12 protein-coding genes are annotated in these 15,915 nt (G+C 38.0%); 9 read left to right on the top strand and 3 right to left on the bottom strand.

Annotated elements, in window-relative coordinates:
* The first annotated feature begins 251 nt into the window (after nt 1–251).
* The 6 genes from gltB to CEP47_RS04745 all read left to right on the top strand — a co-directional run bounded on the left by gltB (nt 252) and on the right by CEP47_RS04745 (nt 9,427).
* Complete coding sequence (gltB, locus tag CEP47_RS04770; protein ID WP_261920704.1) at nt 252–4,718, top strand: glutamate synthase large subunit; 4,467 nt, start codon at nt 252–254, stop codon at nt 4,716–4,718.
* 119 nt (nt 4,719–4,837) lie between these two features.
* Nucleotides 4,838–6,265 carry an FAD-dependent oxidoreductase gene (locus CEP47_RS04765; protein WP_261920705.1) on the top strand — a complete coding sequence of 476 codons (1,428 nt, stop codon included), beginning with the start codon at nt 4,838–4,840 and terminating at the stop codon, nt 6,263–6,265.
* Nucleotides 6,266–6,446: 181 nt separating this feature from the next.
* The gene (gene yihI, locus CEP47_RS04760; protein WP_261920706.1) at nt 6,447–7,040 is read left to right on the top strand and encodes a Der GTPase-activating protein YihI; all 594 of its coding nucleotides are present in this window, start codon (nt 6,447–6,449) and stop codon (nt 7,038–7,040) included.
* Nucleotides 7,040–7,471, top strand: coding sequence for a DUF2489 domain-containing protein (locus CEP47_RS04755; protein WP_261920707.1), 432 nt, complete (start codon nt 7,040–7,042; stop codon nt 7,469–7,471). Before yihI ends, CEP47_RS04755 begins: the two co-directional genes overlap by 1 nt.
* Nucleotides 7,472–7,482: 11 nt before the next feature.
* Nucleotides 7,483–8,850 (top strand): oxygen-independent coproporphyrinogen III oxidase, encoded by a 1,368-nt coding sequence (gene hemN, locus CEP47_RS04750; RefSeq protein WP_261920708.1) that lies wholly within the window; start codon nt 7,483–7,485, stop codon nt 8,848–8,850.
* 10 nt (nt 8,851–8,860) lie between these two features.
* The gene (locus CEP47_RS04745; RefSeq protein WP_261920709.1) at nt 8,861–9,427 is read left to right on the top strand and encodes a YggT family protein; all 567 of its coding nucleotides are present in this window, start codon (nt 8,861–8,863) and stop codon (nt 9,425–9,427) included.
* A 57-nt stretch (nt 9,428–9,484) separates the two neighbouring features.
* Here the strand turns inward: CEP47_RS04745 and can are convergent, their stop codons facing one another.
* Both can and CEP47_RS04735 read right to left on the bottom strand, forming a co-directional pair.
* Nucleotides 9,485–10,171: a carbonate dehydratase gene (gene can / locus CEP47_RS04740; protein ID WP_261920710.1), complete on the bottom strand. Its 687-nt coding sequence runs from the start codon at nt 10,169–10,171 to the stop codon at nt 9,485–9,487.
* Nucleotides 10,172–10,181: 10 nt separating this feature from the next.
* Nucleotides 10,182–11,123 carry a Kdo(2)-lipid IV(A) acyltransferase gene (locus tag CEP47_RS04735; protein ID WP_261920711.1) on the bottom strand — a complete coding sequence of 314 codons (942 nt, stop codon included), beginning with the start codon at nt 11,121–11,123 and terminating at the stop codon, nt 10,182–10,184.
* A gap of 132 nt (nt 11,124–11,255) precedes the next feature.
* Between CEP47_RS04735 and hldE the strand changes: the two genes are divergently transcribed.
* The 3 genes from hldE (at nt 11,256) to CEP47_RS04720 (ending at nt 15,137) form a co-directional block, all read left to right on the top strand.
* Nucleotides 11,256–12,683: a bifunctional D-glycero-beta-D-manno-heptose-7-phosphate kinase/D-glycero-beta-D-manno-heptose 1-phosphate adenylyltransferase HldE gene (hldE, locus tag CEP47_RS04730; protein ID WP_261920712.1), complete on the top strand. Its 1,428-nt coding sequence runs from the start codon at nt 11,256–11,258 to the stop codon at nt 12,681–12,683.
* A 566-nt stretch (nt 12,684–13,249) separates the two neighbouring features.
* Complete coding sequence (locus tag CEP47_RS04725) at nt 13,250–14,296, top strand: porin (protein ID WP_261920713.1); 1,047 nt, start codon at nt 13,250–13,252, stop codon at nt 14,294–14,296.
* A gap of 238 nt (nt 14,297–14,534) precedes the next feature.
* Nucleotides 14,535–15,137: a ferric reductase-like transmembrane domain-containing protein gene (locus CEP47_RS04720; protein WP_261920714.1), complete on the top strand. Its 603-nt coding sequence runs from the start codon at nt 14,535–14,537 to the stop codon at nt 15,135–15,137.
* 82 nt (nt 15,138–15,219) lie between these two features.
* Here CEP47_RS04720 and gpt read toward each other — a convergent pair whose 3' ends face one another.
* A complete protein-coding gene (gene gpt / locus CEP47_RS04715) occupies nt 15,220–15,678 on the bottom strand; it encodes a xanthine phosphoribosyltransferase (protein WP_261920715.1) in 459 nt (152 codons plus the stop codon).
* Between the last annotated feature and the right edge of the window lie 237 nt (nt 15,679–15,915).

The raw sequence follows: 15,915 nt of genomic DNA, 5'->3' as shown, positions 1-15,915 counted from the left end.
GTAAATAACGGCTAAAAATAATGATTATTTTATTAGATGATAATAATTATCATCTAATTATCTTGAATAAAAATCATAGATTATTTAAAAAAAAGCTAAATATAGGCGAGTTTCATCAATAAAAATGAGATTTTTATAGTTTTTATAAAATTTTTTTTGACTAACTTTTACCTTTTTTGTATGTTCAAATTGATAATAACAAATATAAAACAACGATAAACAGGCAACAACATAGTTAGGGAAGTGAGATTATGCTTTACGATAAAAACGAAGTAAGAGAAAACTGTGGTTTTGGCTTAATTGCGCATTTAGAAGGGGAGCCAAGCCATAAAGTGGTGCGTACTGCTATCTTAGGGTTATCACGAATGCAACACCGAGGTGCAGTCTTATCAGACGGAAAAACGGGTGATGGGTGTGGCTTGCATTTACAAATGCCAAAACGTTTTTTTCAACATATTGCCGAAGAGCAAGGGTTTCGTTTAACCAAAGATTTTGGCGTTGGGCAAATCTTCTTTCCAACGGATCCTGAATTAATCAACACCTATTCAGCGATTATTAAAGAAGAATTAACACGGGAAACATTAACTATTACTGCTTGGCGTGATGTTGCGATTAATCCCGCTGTATTAGGTTCGATTGCCGCATCAAGTTTACCAGCGATTAAACAAGTTTTTGTTAATGCGCCTGCTGGTTGGGGAATAAAAGATATGGAACGGCGACTGTTTATGGCACGGCGTCGTATTGAAAAAAGAATTGACCACCCTGATTTCTATATTTGTAGTTTATCTAGCCAAGTGATTATTTATAAGGGACTTTGTATTCCCAAAGATCTCGCAAAATTTTACCTTGATTTAGCCGATTTACGTATGGAAAGTGGAATTTGCCTTTTTCATCAACGTTTTTCAACTAATACCTTACCAAAATGGAAGTTAGCACAACCTTTTCGTTATCTTGCGCATAATGGTGAAATTAATACGATTTCAGGCAACCGTGCGTGGGCGAGAGCGAGAGCCTATAAATATACCACACCGTTAATTCCGGATTTACAGACTATCGCCCCATTTGTAAATGAAAGCGGTTCAGATTCAAGTTCGTTAGATAATATGTTGGAGCTTTTTGTCAATGGTGGTATGGATCTTTTTCGGGCAATGCGTTTATTAATTCCACCAGCTTGGCAGCATAATCCTGATATGGATGATGATTTGCGAGCTTTTTATGATTTTAATTCAATGCATATGGAACCTTGGGACGGACCTGCGGGAATTGTATTAAGTGATGGGCGACACGTTGCCTGTAATTTAGATCGCAATGGGTTACGTCCCGCTCGTTATGTCATTACTCAAGATAAGTTAATTACTATTGCCAGTGAAGTGGGAATTTGGGATTACGCCCCAGATGAGGTAATAGAAAAAGGACGAGTAGGACCGGGGGAATTGCTAGTAATTGATACTGAACAAGGTAAACTTTTACATTCTCAGCAGATTGATCAAGAGTTGAAAGCTCGCCATCCATATAGAGAATGGCTGGATAAGAATGTCCATCGTCTTATTCCTTTTGAACAGATGGAGAATGCCCCTTTAGGTTATGCAGATTTTGATACCACAACTTTAACAATTTATCAAAAGCAGTTTGGATATGATCAGGAGGAGTTAGAAGGTATTATTCGTGTTTTAGGGGAAAATGGGCAAGAAGCTGTTGGTTCAATGGGCGATGACACCCCATTTGCAGTGTTATCGACACAACCACGAGTTATTTACGACTATTTTCGGCAGTATTTTGCTCAAGTAACTAATCCTCCGATTGATCCACTGCGTGAAGCCCACGTGATGAGCCTGAATACCAGCATTGGGCGTGAGATGAGCGTTTTCTTTGAAACAGAAGGTATGTCGCATCGGGTTAATTTTCAATCTCCGATATTAGTTTATTCTGATTTAGTGCAGTTGATGGAGCTTCCACAGGCTTATTATAAGCATAGCATTTTAGATGCAACTTATAATCCAGCAACAATAAGCTTAAAAACAGCGATTGAAAACTTATGTGATCAAGCCGAAAATGAAGCTCGCAATGGTGCAGTTTTATTAATTATTTCAGATCGTGCGATTAGTCGAGAAAATCTGCCTATTCCAGCTGCCCTTTCAGTCGGAGCAGTACAACAACGTTTGGTAGAAAAAAACTTACGTTGTGATGCCAATATTGTGGTTGAAACTGGTTCTGCACGTAACCCTCACCATTTTGCGGTACTTATCGGTTTAGGGGCAACGGCAGTTTATCCTTATTTAGCCTATGAAAGTTTAGCGAAGATGGTAAAAAGTGGTGCAATTCAAAAATCACTGCCACAAGCCTTCTCAAATTTTCGGAAAGGTATTGATAAAGGATTGTATAAAATCATTTCCAAAATGGGAATTTCTACCATTTCTTCTTACCGCTGTGCCCATTTATTTGAAGCAGTTGGTTTAAACCAAGAGATTACCGAACTTTGTTTTAAACGGATCACCTGTCGGATTGCAGGAGCGAGTTTTGCTGATCTAGAGCAAGATCTACAACGTTTACAAAAAGCTGCTTGGCGTGTGAGTAAAGGGTTAGAGGTAGGGGGCTATCTCAAATATAAACCACAAGGGGAATATCACGCCTATAATCCTGATGTAATTAATTATTTGCAACAAGCGGTTAATACAGGGGATTATAAGATTTATCGTCAGTATGCAGAAACGGTGAATCAGCGACCAGTTACCACCATTCGAGATTTACTTCAATTAAATATCGATCCTCAACAACAGATTTCAGTTGATCAAGTCGAACCAGCAGAAAATCTTTATCAACGTTTTGATAGTGCGGCAATGAGTATCGGGGCATTAAGTCCAGAGGCACACGAAGCACTTGCTACCGCAATGAACCGCTTGGGGGGATATTCTAATTCTGGCGAAGGTGGCGAAGATCCGAAACGTTATGGTACAGAAAAAGTGTCACGCATTAAACAGGTTGCTTCAGGGCGTTTTGGGGTTACACCAGCCTATCTAATGAATGCAGATGTTATTCAAATTAAAGTTGCACAGGGGGCAAAACCAGGGGAAGGCGGACAGCTTCCGGGGGATAAAGTAACGCCATATATAGCTCAATTACGCTATTCCGTTCCCGGTTCAACGTTAATCTCACCACCGCCTCATCACGATATTTATTCCATTGAGGACTTAGCCCAATTAATTTTTGATTTGAAACAGATTAACCCTCAAGCGCTGATTTCGGTCAAACTTGTTTCTTTACCGGGGGTTGGCACAATTGCAACAGGTGTAGCAAAAGCCTATGCCGATTTAATTACCATCGCTGGCTATGATGGCGGAACAGGAGCTAGTCCACTTTCAAGTGTAAAATATGCAGGTAGCCCGTGGGAATTAGGGTTAGCTGAAGCACAGCAAGCTTTAGTCGAAAATAATTTACGCCATAAAGTCCGCTTGCAAGTTGATGGTGGGTTAAAAACAGGGCTTGATGTGGTAAAAGCAGCGATATTAGGTGCAGAAAGTTTTGGTTTTGGTACAGGACCAATGGTGGCTTTAGGTTGCCGTTATTTAAGAATTTGTCACCTAAATAATTGTGCGACTGGTATTGCAACCCAAGATGAAAAATTACGGCAACAGCACTATCACGGCTTGCCTGAAAAAGTGATGAACTATTTCAAATTTATTGCTCAAGATGTTCGGGAAATTATGGCAAGTTTAGGGGTAGAGAAACTCACCGATCTGATTGGTCGCACTGATTTATTATCCATCGTGGAAGGTAAAACGGCTAAACAACGTGGTTTAGATTTAACAGGATTGTTATATGCACCACAAGTCCCATCAGGCAGTGCTAGATATTGTACGCAAGCTAACCCACCGTTGGATAAAGGGGTACTCAATAAAGCGATTGTTGAAGCTGCCGAACCACTATTATCAACTGATCAAGCTTGCGATCTCGATCTCACTTTTGATACCAGTAATTTAGATCGCTCAGTAGGAGCAACTCTATCTGGCTTAGTTGCTAAAAAATATGGTAATGCAGGTAATAGTGAACAGCAATTTACCTTACGTTTAACGGGTACCATTGGGCAAAGTTTTGGTGTTTGGCTTGCAGGCGGTATCAATCTCTTCTTAACAGGAGATGCAAACGATTATGTTGGTAAAGGTATGGCTGGGGGAAAAATTGTTATTCGCCCTCATACTGGCGTCAGCTTTGCCCCTGAACAAGCAACCATTGCTGGCAATACCTGTTTGTATGGGGCAACAGGTGGTGCATTATTTGCTTCAGGAAGAGCTGGGGAACGCTTTGCCGTGCGTAATTCAGGTGCCACTGCCGTGATCGAGGGAATAGGAGATAATGGGTGTGAATATATGACAGGTGGTGTGGTCTGTATTCTTGGTAAAACGGGGATCAACTTTGGAGCTGGAATGACAGGAGGCTTTGCTTATGTTTACGATTGGGACGGTAAATTCAAAACACGGATTAACCCAGAACTAGTCGAAGGATTAAGTATTGAAGCCTTACCTACACACCAAGAGTATTTGCGTGGATTATTAATTCAACATCTTGATTATACTCATAGTCCATTGGCTGAACGAATGTTAGCGAACTGGGAGGATTATGCCGCTAAATTTATTTTAGTTAAACCGAAAGCAAATGATGTCAATGCTTTACTTGGGCATAAACGGCGGACGGTCAACGAACTGGGTGTTGTTACTCAATAAATAATAGGGGATTAGCTTGAAGTCGTCAGCCAGATTAATCCCCCTAAGTAACTGCCGTATAGTAGGCGATAACGAAAATAAATTTAGAAATATATCGGAACAAAACAAAGGAAAAGATTATGAGTCAGCAAGGCAATATCTATCAGTTTATTGATTTACCACGGGTTGAACCACGTAAAAAACCATTAGAACAACGCAAACAACAGTTTATTGAAATTTATCAAATATTTGATAAAAGCCAAGCCGAAGCACAAGCTGATCGTTGCCTTAGTTGTGGTAACCCATATTGCCAACATAAATGCCCATTGCACAATAATATCCCGAATTGGCTAAAACTCACTTATGAAGGCAGAATTATTGAAGCAGCAGAACTTGCCCATGAAACAAATACCTTACCAGAAATCTGTGGTCGAGTTTGCCCACAAGATCGCTTATGTGAAGGTGTTTGTTCGCTTAATGCTGAGTTTGGGGCGGTAACGATTGGGAATATTGAAAAATATATCACCGAAAAAGCCTTTGCAATGGGTTGGCGGCCAACAGTTAAAGACGTGCCTTTTTCTGGCAAAAAAGTGGCAGTAATTGGTGCTGGTCCTGCTGGCTTGGGGTGTGCAGAACAACTGATTCGCAATGGTGTAGCAGTAACGGTGTATGAACGGCAACAGGAAATTGGTGGGTTGCTTACCTTTGGTATTCCAGCATTCAAACTTGAAAAAGAAGTAATGAGTCGCCGCCGTGAGATTTTTAGCGCAATGGGAATTGAATTTAAATTGGGAGTAAATATTGGCGAAGATATTCAACTAACAGAACTGGTTGAACAATATGATGCCGTCTTCCTTGGGGTGGGGACTTATCAAAGTATCAAGGCAGGTATTCCAAATGAACAAGCAGAAGGTGTTTATTCAGCATTGCCTTATTTAATCGGCAATACCCAACATTTAATGGGATTAGCAAGTCCTGATTATATTAACTTAGCAGGGAAAAACGTGGTGGTATTAGGTGGTGGTGATACGGCAATGGACTGTATGCGGACAGCCATTCGCCAACAAGCCAGCTCAGTAACCTGTATCTATCGCCGAGATCAACAGAATATGCCGGGAAGTCGTAAAGAATTTACCAATGCCAAAGAAGAAGGGGCAAAATTTTTATTTAACGCCCAACCCGTTGCAGTGGAAATAAAATCTACTGGCGTAGAGGGTGATAAAGCACAGGTGGTAGGTATTAAAGTGGTACGCACCGAATTAGGGGAAGCGGATTGCTATGGACGGCGAGTAGCGACAGTGATTGAAGGAAGCGAACAAGTGATTGCTTGTGATGCAATAATTGTTGCTTTTGGATTCGCACCACATCAAATGCCGTGGCTAGCGGAGGTTGAGGTGAATATTGATCAGCGTGGACGTATTGAAACTAAGGGCGAATTACCACAGCAAACCGCAAATCCGAAAATATTTGCAGGTGGGGATATCACTCGAGGTTCAGATTTAGTGGTTACTGCAATTGCTGAGGGGCGTCAAGCTGCCCACAGTATTTTGGCATTTTTAGAGGTATAGGATAGCCAGTAAAACTATCTTGTTTTAATGAAAAGAATTGAGGGTAATCAAGATAAATAGCTTGATTACCCTTTATTATGGGTGAAATAGTGATTCTACCCTGTTTTGCCTTACGCTTTGGTGGTAGAATAGACGGCATTTATTTTAGTATAAAATTAAGCAAGAAAAAGCAAGGAATAGTATGAGTCGTCAAAAAAAGAGCCGTAAGATCAGTGATATTATGCCGATCAGAAAGGCGGACAAACGAAGTGAAACAAAAACGCCAAATAAAAAAGGAAAAAAGTTAAGCCGTTATGAATTAGATACAAAAGCGTGGGCAGAAAAACGGAAGAAAAAACATAAAGGGTTACCATCAGGCAGTCGCCATAGTGGTGCGAGTGAGAAGAAAACGCATTTGACCTCAGAGATAAAAGATCCTCGTATAGGTAGCCGAAAAAAAGTGGCTTTAGTTATTGAAATGGTAAATAAACCTGAAAAAGGACAGTTTATTCAACCGATCGCTATTGCAGAAAAAAATATGCCACAAGCAAGCGTAACGAATGTAAGACAACAATTAGAGCAAGAGTTAGCCCAATTAGAAAATAATGAATGTTTGCATCAATTACTCGATCAATTAGAAGCAGGAAAAAGAATTTCAACCGAAGATCAGCAATTTGTTGATGAGTGTTTAACACGGATTGAGGAACTAATGGCAGAATTAGGGTTAAACGAGGAAGAAAGCACTGAAGATCTTTATAATACTTTTGCTACCATTGATATTAATCGGTTTAGATAATGGCAATAACTATCTTATTTTTTATCGGGACTAGCATTATTGTGGTGATGACCCTATATTTAGTCCGTCTTTATTCTGCCTTAGCCCAGCAAAAACGTGCGGTATTACAAGCACAACAACAACGCCGTCAACGTATAGAAGAGAGTATTCATATTATTGCTCAAGCGATGCTAACTGGCGAATGTAATTTATCGGAAGGCGTCATTCGTTTAAAAAAGTTGCTTGATGTTTTAGGAAAAACAACTTTAAGTGCATATCCAGCGATGAATGAATTATATCAAGTGGTAGCAGATATGCCGACTCACGAGGCACGCAAACAACTGAGTAAACAAGTCCGTATGCGACAAGATTTAAGCAGAGAAAGTGCCGAAGTAAAATTAGAAACACAAATTAAATTGGAGTTACCTCAACTACTTGAGGCAATTAAATAATAGGGGCAGTTATGTCAGAAATCGTGTGGGATTTAAACCTTATCCGTAAGTATAACCAATCAGGACCAAGATATACATCTTATCCAACTGCGTTAGAATTTAGTGAAGCCTATAACAATCAAGATTTTATCGCTGCAAGTCAACGTTATCCACAACGTCCGTTATCCTTATATGTTCATATTCCGTTTTGTCATAAACTTTGCTATTTCTGTGCGTGCAACAAAATCATTACACGCCATCAGCACAAAGCGGATATTTATTTGGATTATTTAGAAAAAGAAATTAAAGAACGGGCAGAATTATTTAAGCAACGAGTGGTTACTCAAATTCACTGGGGTGGTGGGACACCAACTTATTTGAGTGAAGAGCAATCCTTACGCTTAATGGCAATGTTACGCAAACATTTTAATGTCAGCGAGAAAGCCGAAATTAGTATTGAAATCGATCCAAGGGAAATAGAGCTATCAATGCTTACCCATTTACGCAATATTGGTTTTAACCGTATTAGTATGGGGGTACAAGATTTTAATAAAGAGGTTCAAAAAGCGGTTAATCGAGAGCAAGATGAAGCGTTTATTTTTGCATTAATGCAAAAAGCGAGAGAGCTTGGATTTGAATCGACTAATCTTGATTTAATTTATGGTTTACCGTTACAAACCGAACAAAGTTTTATGCACACGTTGCAACGTGTTATTGAATTAAACCCAGATCGTCTCAGTGTGTTTAACTACGCACATTTACCGAGCCGTTTTGCAGGACAACGTAAAATTAAAGATGAAATGTTACCTGCCCCAGAAGAAAAACTCACTATTTTGCAAAAAACGATAGAGACTTTATCTGCGAAAGGATATAAGTTTATCGGAATGGATCATTTTGCAAAACCAGATGATGAATTAGCCATTGCACAAGAGAAAGGCGTTTTACATCGTAACTTCCAAGGTTATACCACCCAAGAGGAGTGTGATTTACTTGGCTTAGGGGTTTCGGCAATTAGTTTATTGGGTGATACCTATGCACAAAATCAGAAAGAATTAAAACTCTATTATGCTGATGTTGAAATGCGAGGCATTGCCTTACATAAAGGGCTGGAGATGACCAAAGAGGATTGTTTACGCCGTGATGTTATCAAAGCTTTAATTTGTAATTTTAAATTAGACTTTGATGTCTTTGAAAAAGCCTATCAAATTGACTTTAAACAACATTTTGCTGAAGACTTAGAATTATTAGCCCCGTTAGTCCAAGATGGATTGCTCACCATCTCTGAAACAGGGATTCAAGTTTCTGCCAAAGGGCGTTTATTAATTCGTAATATCTGTATGTGTTTTGATACTTATTCACGCAGTCAGGCAAGACGTCAACAATTTTCACGCATTATTTAAAAGGAAACTTATGAGTGCAGTACAATTTATCCTACAAACGGTAATCAGTATTTACCTGTTTGCATTAGTGGGAAGAGCGTGGTTTCAGTATTGTCGAGTGGATTTTTATCATCCACTTTCGCAAACATTAGTGAAATTAACCCAACCAGCATTAATGCCATTGAAGAAAATCATTCCAACTTACTCTAATATTGATTTTTCAGCTTTAGTCTTAGTGGTATTGCTTGGTGCGATTAAATTACCTTTATTTATCTGGTTGCAAGATACCACTTCTGACTTTGGTTTAAGTGAATTACCCATTTATGCTTTATTAGGGGGGCTAAGTTTAGTTAAAACATTCGGCACAATGATTTTCTGGGCGATCTTCATTCGTGCCATTAGTAGCTGGTTTAGCCAAGGAAATAGCCAAGTAGAATATCTGTTATATCAAATCACAGAACCTTTACTTGCTCCAATACGCCGTATTTTACCAAATACAGGTATGTTAGATTTTTCGGTAATGCTATTGGGCTTTCTGCTTATTTTTGGTAATAACCTACTGTTAAATTATTTTGGGCAGTTGTGGTTGTTAGCATAAAACTATATAAAATAAAAAACCGCTATTTAGCGGTTTTTTAGGTTTTTACTTTCAGTTTTACATCTCATTATTTTGGTTTTCACCATTATTTTCTTGATCTTCAGTTAATAATTTTGCAATCGCTTGACGATAAGTAATTTCTAAAGTTTCACGACTGGTGGCAATAACCCCTTGATCGATTAAATAGCCATCTTTCACATCGTAAACCCAGCCGTGTAAAGATAATTTTTTTCCTTTTTTCCAAGCAGAACGGACAATCGATGACATACCGAGATTATATACCTGTTCGGCAACATTAATTTTTGTCAGCATATCAGCACGTTTTTCTGGTGATACTTTGCCGAGTAAATGGCTATGCTTAAACCAAATATCTCGAATATGCAGTAACCAGTTATTAATCAACCCCAGATCCTGATTATTTATTGCTGCGTGAATACCACCACAGTTGGTATGCCCACAAATAATGATATGTTCAATCTCTAAAACATCAACTGCATATTGCACCACTGAAAGGCAGTTGAGATCGGTATGAATGACTTGATTGGCTACATTGCGGTGAACAAATAGCTCACCAGGTTCTAAATTCGTTAGTTTTTCGGCGGGAACACGACTATCCGAACAGCCAATCCAGAGATAGCTAGGTTTTTGATGTTCTGCCAGTTGTTGAAAAAAATCAGAGTTTTCTTCTTTCATTTGCTTTGCCCAATGGTGATTATTGGCAAAGAGACGTTTAATTTTTTCCATAAATAACCTATTAATTATTATAGTAATCTGCTTGCCCTTCAGGGCGAGATTTGAAACGGCGGTGTAACCACATATATTGGCTAGGATCTCGCAAGATTTCTGTTTCAATCGCTTGATTCATACGTTGAGCGGTTTGCTGTTGATTTTCGCAATCTGAAAAATCTACCTCAGGGCTGATATAGACGGTATAGCCTGAATAATCAGGATTTCTCAAGGGGGCAAAAGGCACAACTTTAGCGTTCGGACAGGCTTTTAAGAGTAAATGAGAGCCCGTAGTCGTTGCTGTTTCTGCTACGGCAAAAAACGGTACAAAAACAGAGTTTTGTTGCCCATAATCGTGATCAGGTGCATACCAAATAATTTCCCCTTGACGTAACGCACTTAACATTGCACGTAAATTCCGCCGATCAATCATACCTTTGTTAGAGCGTAACCGACCACGGGTCTGAATCCAATCAAAAACAGGATTGTTATTCGGGCGATAAATACCTATCCCCGGAGTTGATAAGCCAACAATTCTTGCACCTAATTCAAGAGTTAAAAAATGAATACCGATAAATAACACGCCCTGATCTGCTGCGTGTGAGAGATGTTCTAATCCTTCAACTTTCGACCATTTTTTAATCCGTTTATCCGACCAAAACCACGCCATACCTGTTTCAATAATAGCGAGCCCAACTGCTTCAATATTTTTTGCTAACAATCTTTCTTTCTCTTGTTCGGAAAGATCGGGAAAGCATAATTCGAGGTTACGCCGTGCGATATTAATCCGCTTTTTCCCTACTTTTAACCGAGCAAATACCCAGCCTAAGCCTTTACCTAATTTTACTAAATAAGGGTAAGGCAAACATAAAATAAGGCGAAAAAGCCCAACGGCTAGCCAAAGTAGCCAATATTTTGGAGCAAGAAAAGTGAGTTTAAAATTTGGTTTTATTGTTGTTTTTTTCTTCATTTTTCATCTAACAGCTAAAAAATTTTCGCTAGTTTAACGGAAAATCAAGTAAATAGCATTATTCCCCTTTTCTTTGTGTTAGAATTTAGACTACTTTACTTTCAATCTTCCATTAATTAGGACAAGGCAATAATGACACAATATTCAGCTCAATTTGATCAAGCCAAGGTTTTAGTGCTTGGCGATGTAATGCTTGATCGTTACTGGTTTGGTGCTACCAATCGGATTTCACCAGAAGCTCCCGTACCAGTAGTAAAAGTAGAAAAAAATCAAGAGCGTGCAGGTGGTGCAGCCAACGTGGCAATGAATATTGCCGCCCTCAATGTCCCAGTAAAGTTACTCGGTTTAACTGGGAATGATGAAGCAGGCAATGCGTTAAGCCAGATTTTACACCGACAAAAAATTGAGTGTGATTTTGTTAAATTAAATAGCCACCCAACCATTACTAAATTGAGAGTGCTTTCTCGCCATCAACAATTACTGCGACTTGATTTTGAAGAAGATTTTCATAATGTAGAAAGCCAAGAACTACTACAACAGCTACAAACTGCCTTACCTCATTATGGAGCATTAGTGTTGTCTGATTATGGTAAAGGCACCCTAAATCAAGTTCAGCAGATGATTCAACTCGCACGAAATGCCAATATTCCTGTGTTAATTGATCCTAAAGGCACTGATTTTACCCGCTATCGTGGGGCAACTTTGCTCACGCCAAATATGTCAGAGTTCGAAGCGGTGGTAGGGCGTTGTGAGAGTGAAGCACAAATAGTAGAAAAAGGATTAGCATTAATTGAACAATTTGAATTAACCGCCTTGCTTGTTACTCGTTCAGAAAAAGGTATGACCCTTATTCGACCAAATCAAGCGGTTTACCACCTTGCCACTGAAGCACAAGAAGTGTTTGATGTAACGGGGGCTGGAGATACAGTGATTAGTGTGTTAGCAACTGCCATTGCAGATGGGCGAAGTTTAGAAGAAGCCTGTTATTTAGCTAATGTCGCCGCTGGTATTGTGGTTGGAAAATTAGGGACATCAACAGTTTCAAATGTAGAATTGGAAAATGCAATTCACCGCCGCAATAAAAATGGGTTTGGGATTATGACTGAAAGCGAATTAAAAGCGGTGGTAGCTCAAGCCAAAAAACGTGGTGAAAAGATTGTGATGACGAATGGTTGTTTTGATATTCTCCATCCGGGGCATGTTTCTTATTTAGAAAATGCACGTCAATTAGGTGATCGCTTAATTGTCGCCGTCAATTCAGATCAATCGGTTAAACGTCTGAAAGGAGAAAATCGCCCCATTAATCCGTTAGCAGAACGTATGGCAGTCTTATCAGGGCTATCCGCCGTGGATTGGTTAGTTGCGTTTGATGAAGTGACACCACAACGCTTAATTGCTGAAATCTTACCGCATATTCTAGTGAAAGGTGGGGATTATATGCCAGAGCAAATTGCAGGTAGCAAAGAAGTATGGGCTAATGGTGGGGAAGTGAAAGTCCTCAATTTTGAACAGGGTTGTTCAACCAGCAATGTGATTAAAAGAATTCAGCAATTAAAATAATCTTTTCGGTTATTGTATTTTCTTTTGTTCAAATAAAAACAGATATTAAAAATATCTGTTTTTATTTATTAATTTATCAATACGCAAAATGGTTATTTTTTGTACCAAAATAGGGTTAAATACAGGTAGTAATCAAAGAAAATAGTTATTTAATGTAAATTAATAGTGATCTGTATCACAACTTAAGAAAAAATTCTATTGCTGAGAATATCGCTATTTGCACTACAATATAGTGCCTCTTTTTTAAATTAAATCTATTATAAATCAATATCTTATTTTATTTGAGAAAAATTTTGCTGATTAATATGGGCTTACAAAAAAGAAAAGTAAAATAATGACAAAAATTTACAAAAAAAATCAAAAATATTATAACTCATTGAAATAAAATGAAAATTAATTTATTTCATCAATAATCTATTAAGTTTGGCAATAAAACATTAGTTTGATAATATCCGCTTTGCAAATACAAAGTGGCTATATTTCTGTTTGCAGTATTGAGTAGAAGTTTAGCTTAATCAGTTCTCAGAGGCCAGTCTGAGTTTTCTCAACACAAGTAAGGTTCTATTATGAAAAAAACATTAGTTGCTTTAGCAGTTGCAGCATTAGCCGCAACTTCAGCAAACGCTGCCGTGGTTTATAACCAAGACGGTACTAAATTAGACATCAACGGTTCTGTTCGTGTACTTTTAAATAAAAACACCAAAACTCGTGCTAATTTAGGTAATGACGGTTCTCGTATCAACTTTTCTGCAAAACAAGATCTAGGCAATGGTTTATCTGCATTAGGTTATGTTCGTTTAAAAATTGATGGCGATAACGCATCTAAATTAAGCGTCAACAAACTTTATGCAGGTCTTGGCTATGATGGTGTTGGTACCTTAACTTTAGGTAAACAAAATACAACTGCTGATGATGTTGCCTTAGGTGATTATACTTACAAATGGGGCGGTAACTCAACCTTAACTACTGATGGTGAAAAAGTTGCTAAATTCCGTTCAGCAGATTTTGCAGGTTTCAGTTTTGGTGCTGATTACCTTGTTGGTAACAAAGAAAAAGGTGGCGCTGGCTTAAAACAAGGCTATGGTGTGAGTGCATTCTATACAGCGAATTTTGCTGATGATGTGACTTTAAAAGCGAATGCTGGTTACACAACTCAAAAAAATATCTTAGCAACAGATGCTGATAAACAAGCTGAAGCAAAAGTTAAGACTGCAAGTGATGTCAATGATATCATTAATGCAGTAAAACTTGTATCTAACAAGTCTAAAAGCTGGTTAGTGGCAACTGAGTTAACTTCAGGTCCAGTATCTGTTGGTGTGAGCTATGGTCAAGCAAAACTTAACTTAGGTGCTACTGTAGAAAATGAAATAGAAGAAGATTTAAAAGTAAAAGCTTTCTTAGTGGGTGCAAATTATAAAGTAACCGATGCAGCTAGAGTTTATGCACAATATAACCGTACTACTGCTAATGGTGGTAAATTAAACGGCTATGCTTTAGGTACTGGCTATAAATTACATAAAAATGTAGAAACTTTCCTTGAAGTTGCTCGTTTCAAAGCTTCTGAACATAAAGCAAATAACTTAGTTGGTGTTGGTTTCCGTGTAAACTTCTAATCTAACCAAGATATTTTTTATAAAAGGCTAAACAATGGTTTAGCCTTTTTACGTTTTAGGGTTTTGTTTTTTATTATTAAAAGATTGAGATTGAAGAGGAGATTAATAGTTATATCAACTTATTTTAATAGGGTGAGATTTTATTTTTAATATGAATAATTTAATTAACCGCATTATTAAAAATAGCCAGTTTTTTAAAGGATAAAAGTGTGCTGTTTTCAATATAAGGAGTAGTAAAATGAAAAAATTATTGCAAATCACCGCCCATCTAGGAGCATTTTTACCGCTATGCTGGTTAATTTATGCACTTAATTTTAATTTGGAACAGAGTTTTGGTACCGATCCGGGGAAGGAAATTATCCACTATCTTGGCTGGGTGGCAATTTGTCTGTTTATCATCTTATTTTTCTTTCGGATAGTTGACCAAATTTTTCAACGTAATGATTTGCTTATTTTGCATCGGGCAATTGGATTATGGGCATTATTTTGGTTAACACTTCATATTGTGGCATATTTTTTATTTGAATTAGGTTTTGATTTTTCTTTATTTATCAAAGAAGTCACAGAACGTTTTTACCTACAAATAGGGCTTATTTCCGCCGTATTATTTCTACTGATTGCAATTTCCTCAATCCCTTTTATTCGGCGTAAATTAGGGGATAATTGGTTTTTATTACATCAATGTTCACTGATCGCATTGGTATTAGCTGCAGTGCATTATTATCTATCGCTAAAAAGTTATGACTTCTATTCAGTCTTTTTCTTAGCAAGTGCCGCCGTATTTGTATTATGGAAAATGATTGGTCGAAAATTATTGAAGTGGTTAGGTTTAGCCTATTAACTGCTAGCTTGACGAACAGAACAAACAAAAACAGCGGATTTTTCCGCTGTTTTTTCATTTTTGCTTTAAACTTGATGAATACTTATTTTCTTGAAAGTGGCGGAACAAAAGTAATTCCCATATCCCAAGGTTGCTCAATCCAAGTATTTTGTGGAATATCAATCACATAGTCATCAACTAAAGGAGCACCGGCAGGCTTAGCAAAAACGGTAACAAAGTGTGCTTTTGGATACATTTCACGAATTGCTCGTGCAGTGTTTCCCGTATCAACCAGATCATCAACTACGATAAAGCCTTCACCATCACCCTCAGCACGATGCAACACTTTTAATTCATTTTGTTGATCGTGATCGTAACTTGCGATACACACAGTTTCAACGTGGCGAATACCTAACTCACGGGCAATTACCGCCGCAGGAAATAAACCACCACGACTGACAGCAATAATGCCTTTCCATTGTGAAGCAGGCAATAAACGCTCGGATAGTTTTCTTGCGTGCATTTGGAACATATCCCAAGTTACTACATATTTTTCAGTCATAAGAATACACCTTGATAATATTAAGAAAGATAAGAAATAAAATTGCGTAAGGATAACCTGAAATTTGCTTTTATGCTATCATTTATCGCTAAATTAAAAGAATTTGCTGAAAATAGCTGATGAAAAAGATTTTTGGCAGGTTATTGTGTTTAAAAGTAAAGCACAACGTGAGTTAATACGGTGCTAAATATGGCAACAGCCTTAGGCTTTGCGATGGTTTAATAATTTTTAAGGAAT

Origin of the sequence: Mergibacter septicus (assembly GCF_003265225.1) — a bacterium.
Lineage (GTDB): Bacteria > Pseudomonadota > Gammaproteobacteria > Enterobacterales > Pasteurellaceae > Mergibacter > Mergibacter septicus.
The sequence above is the reverse complement of the archived record's forward strand: the minus strand, read 5'-3'. Positions and strand labels throughout refer to the sequence as shown.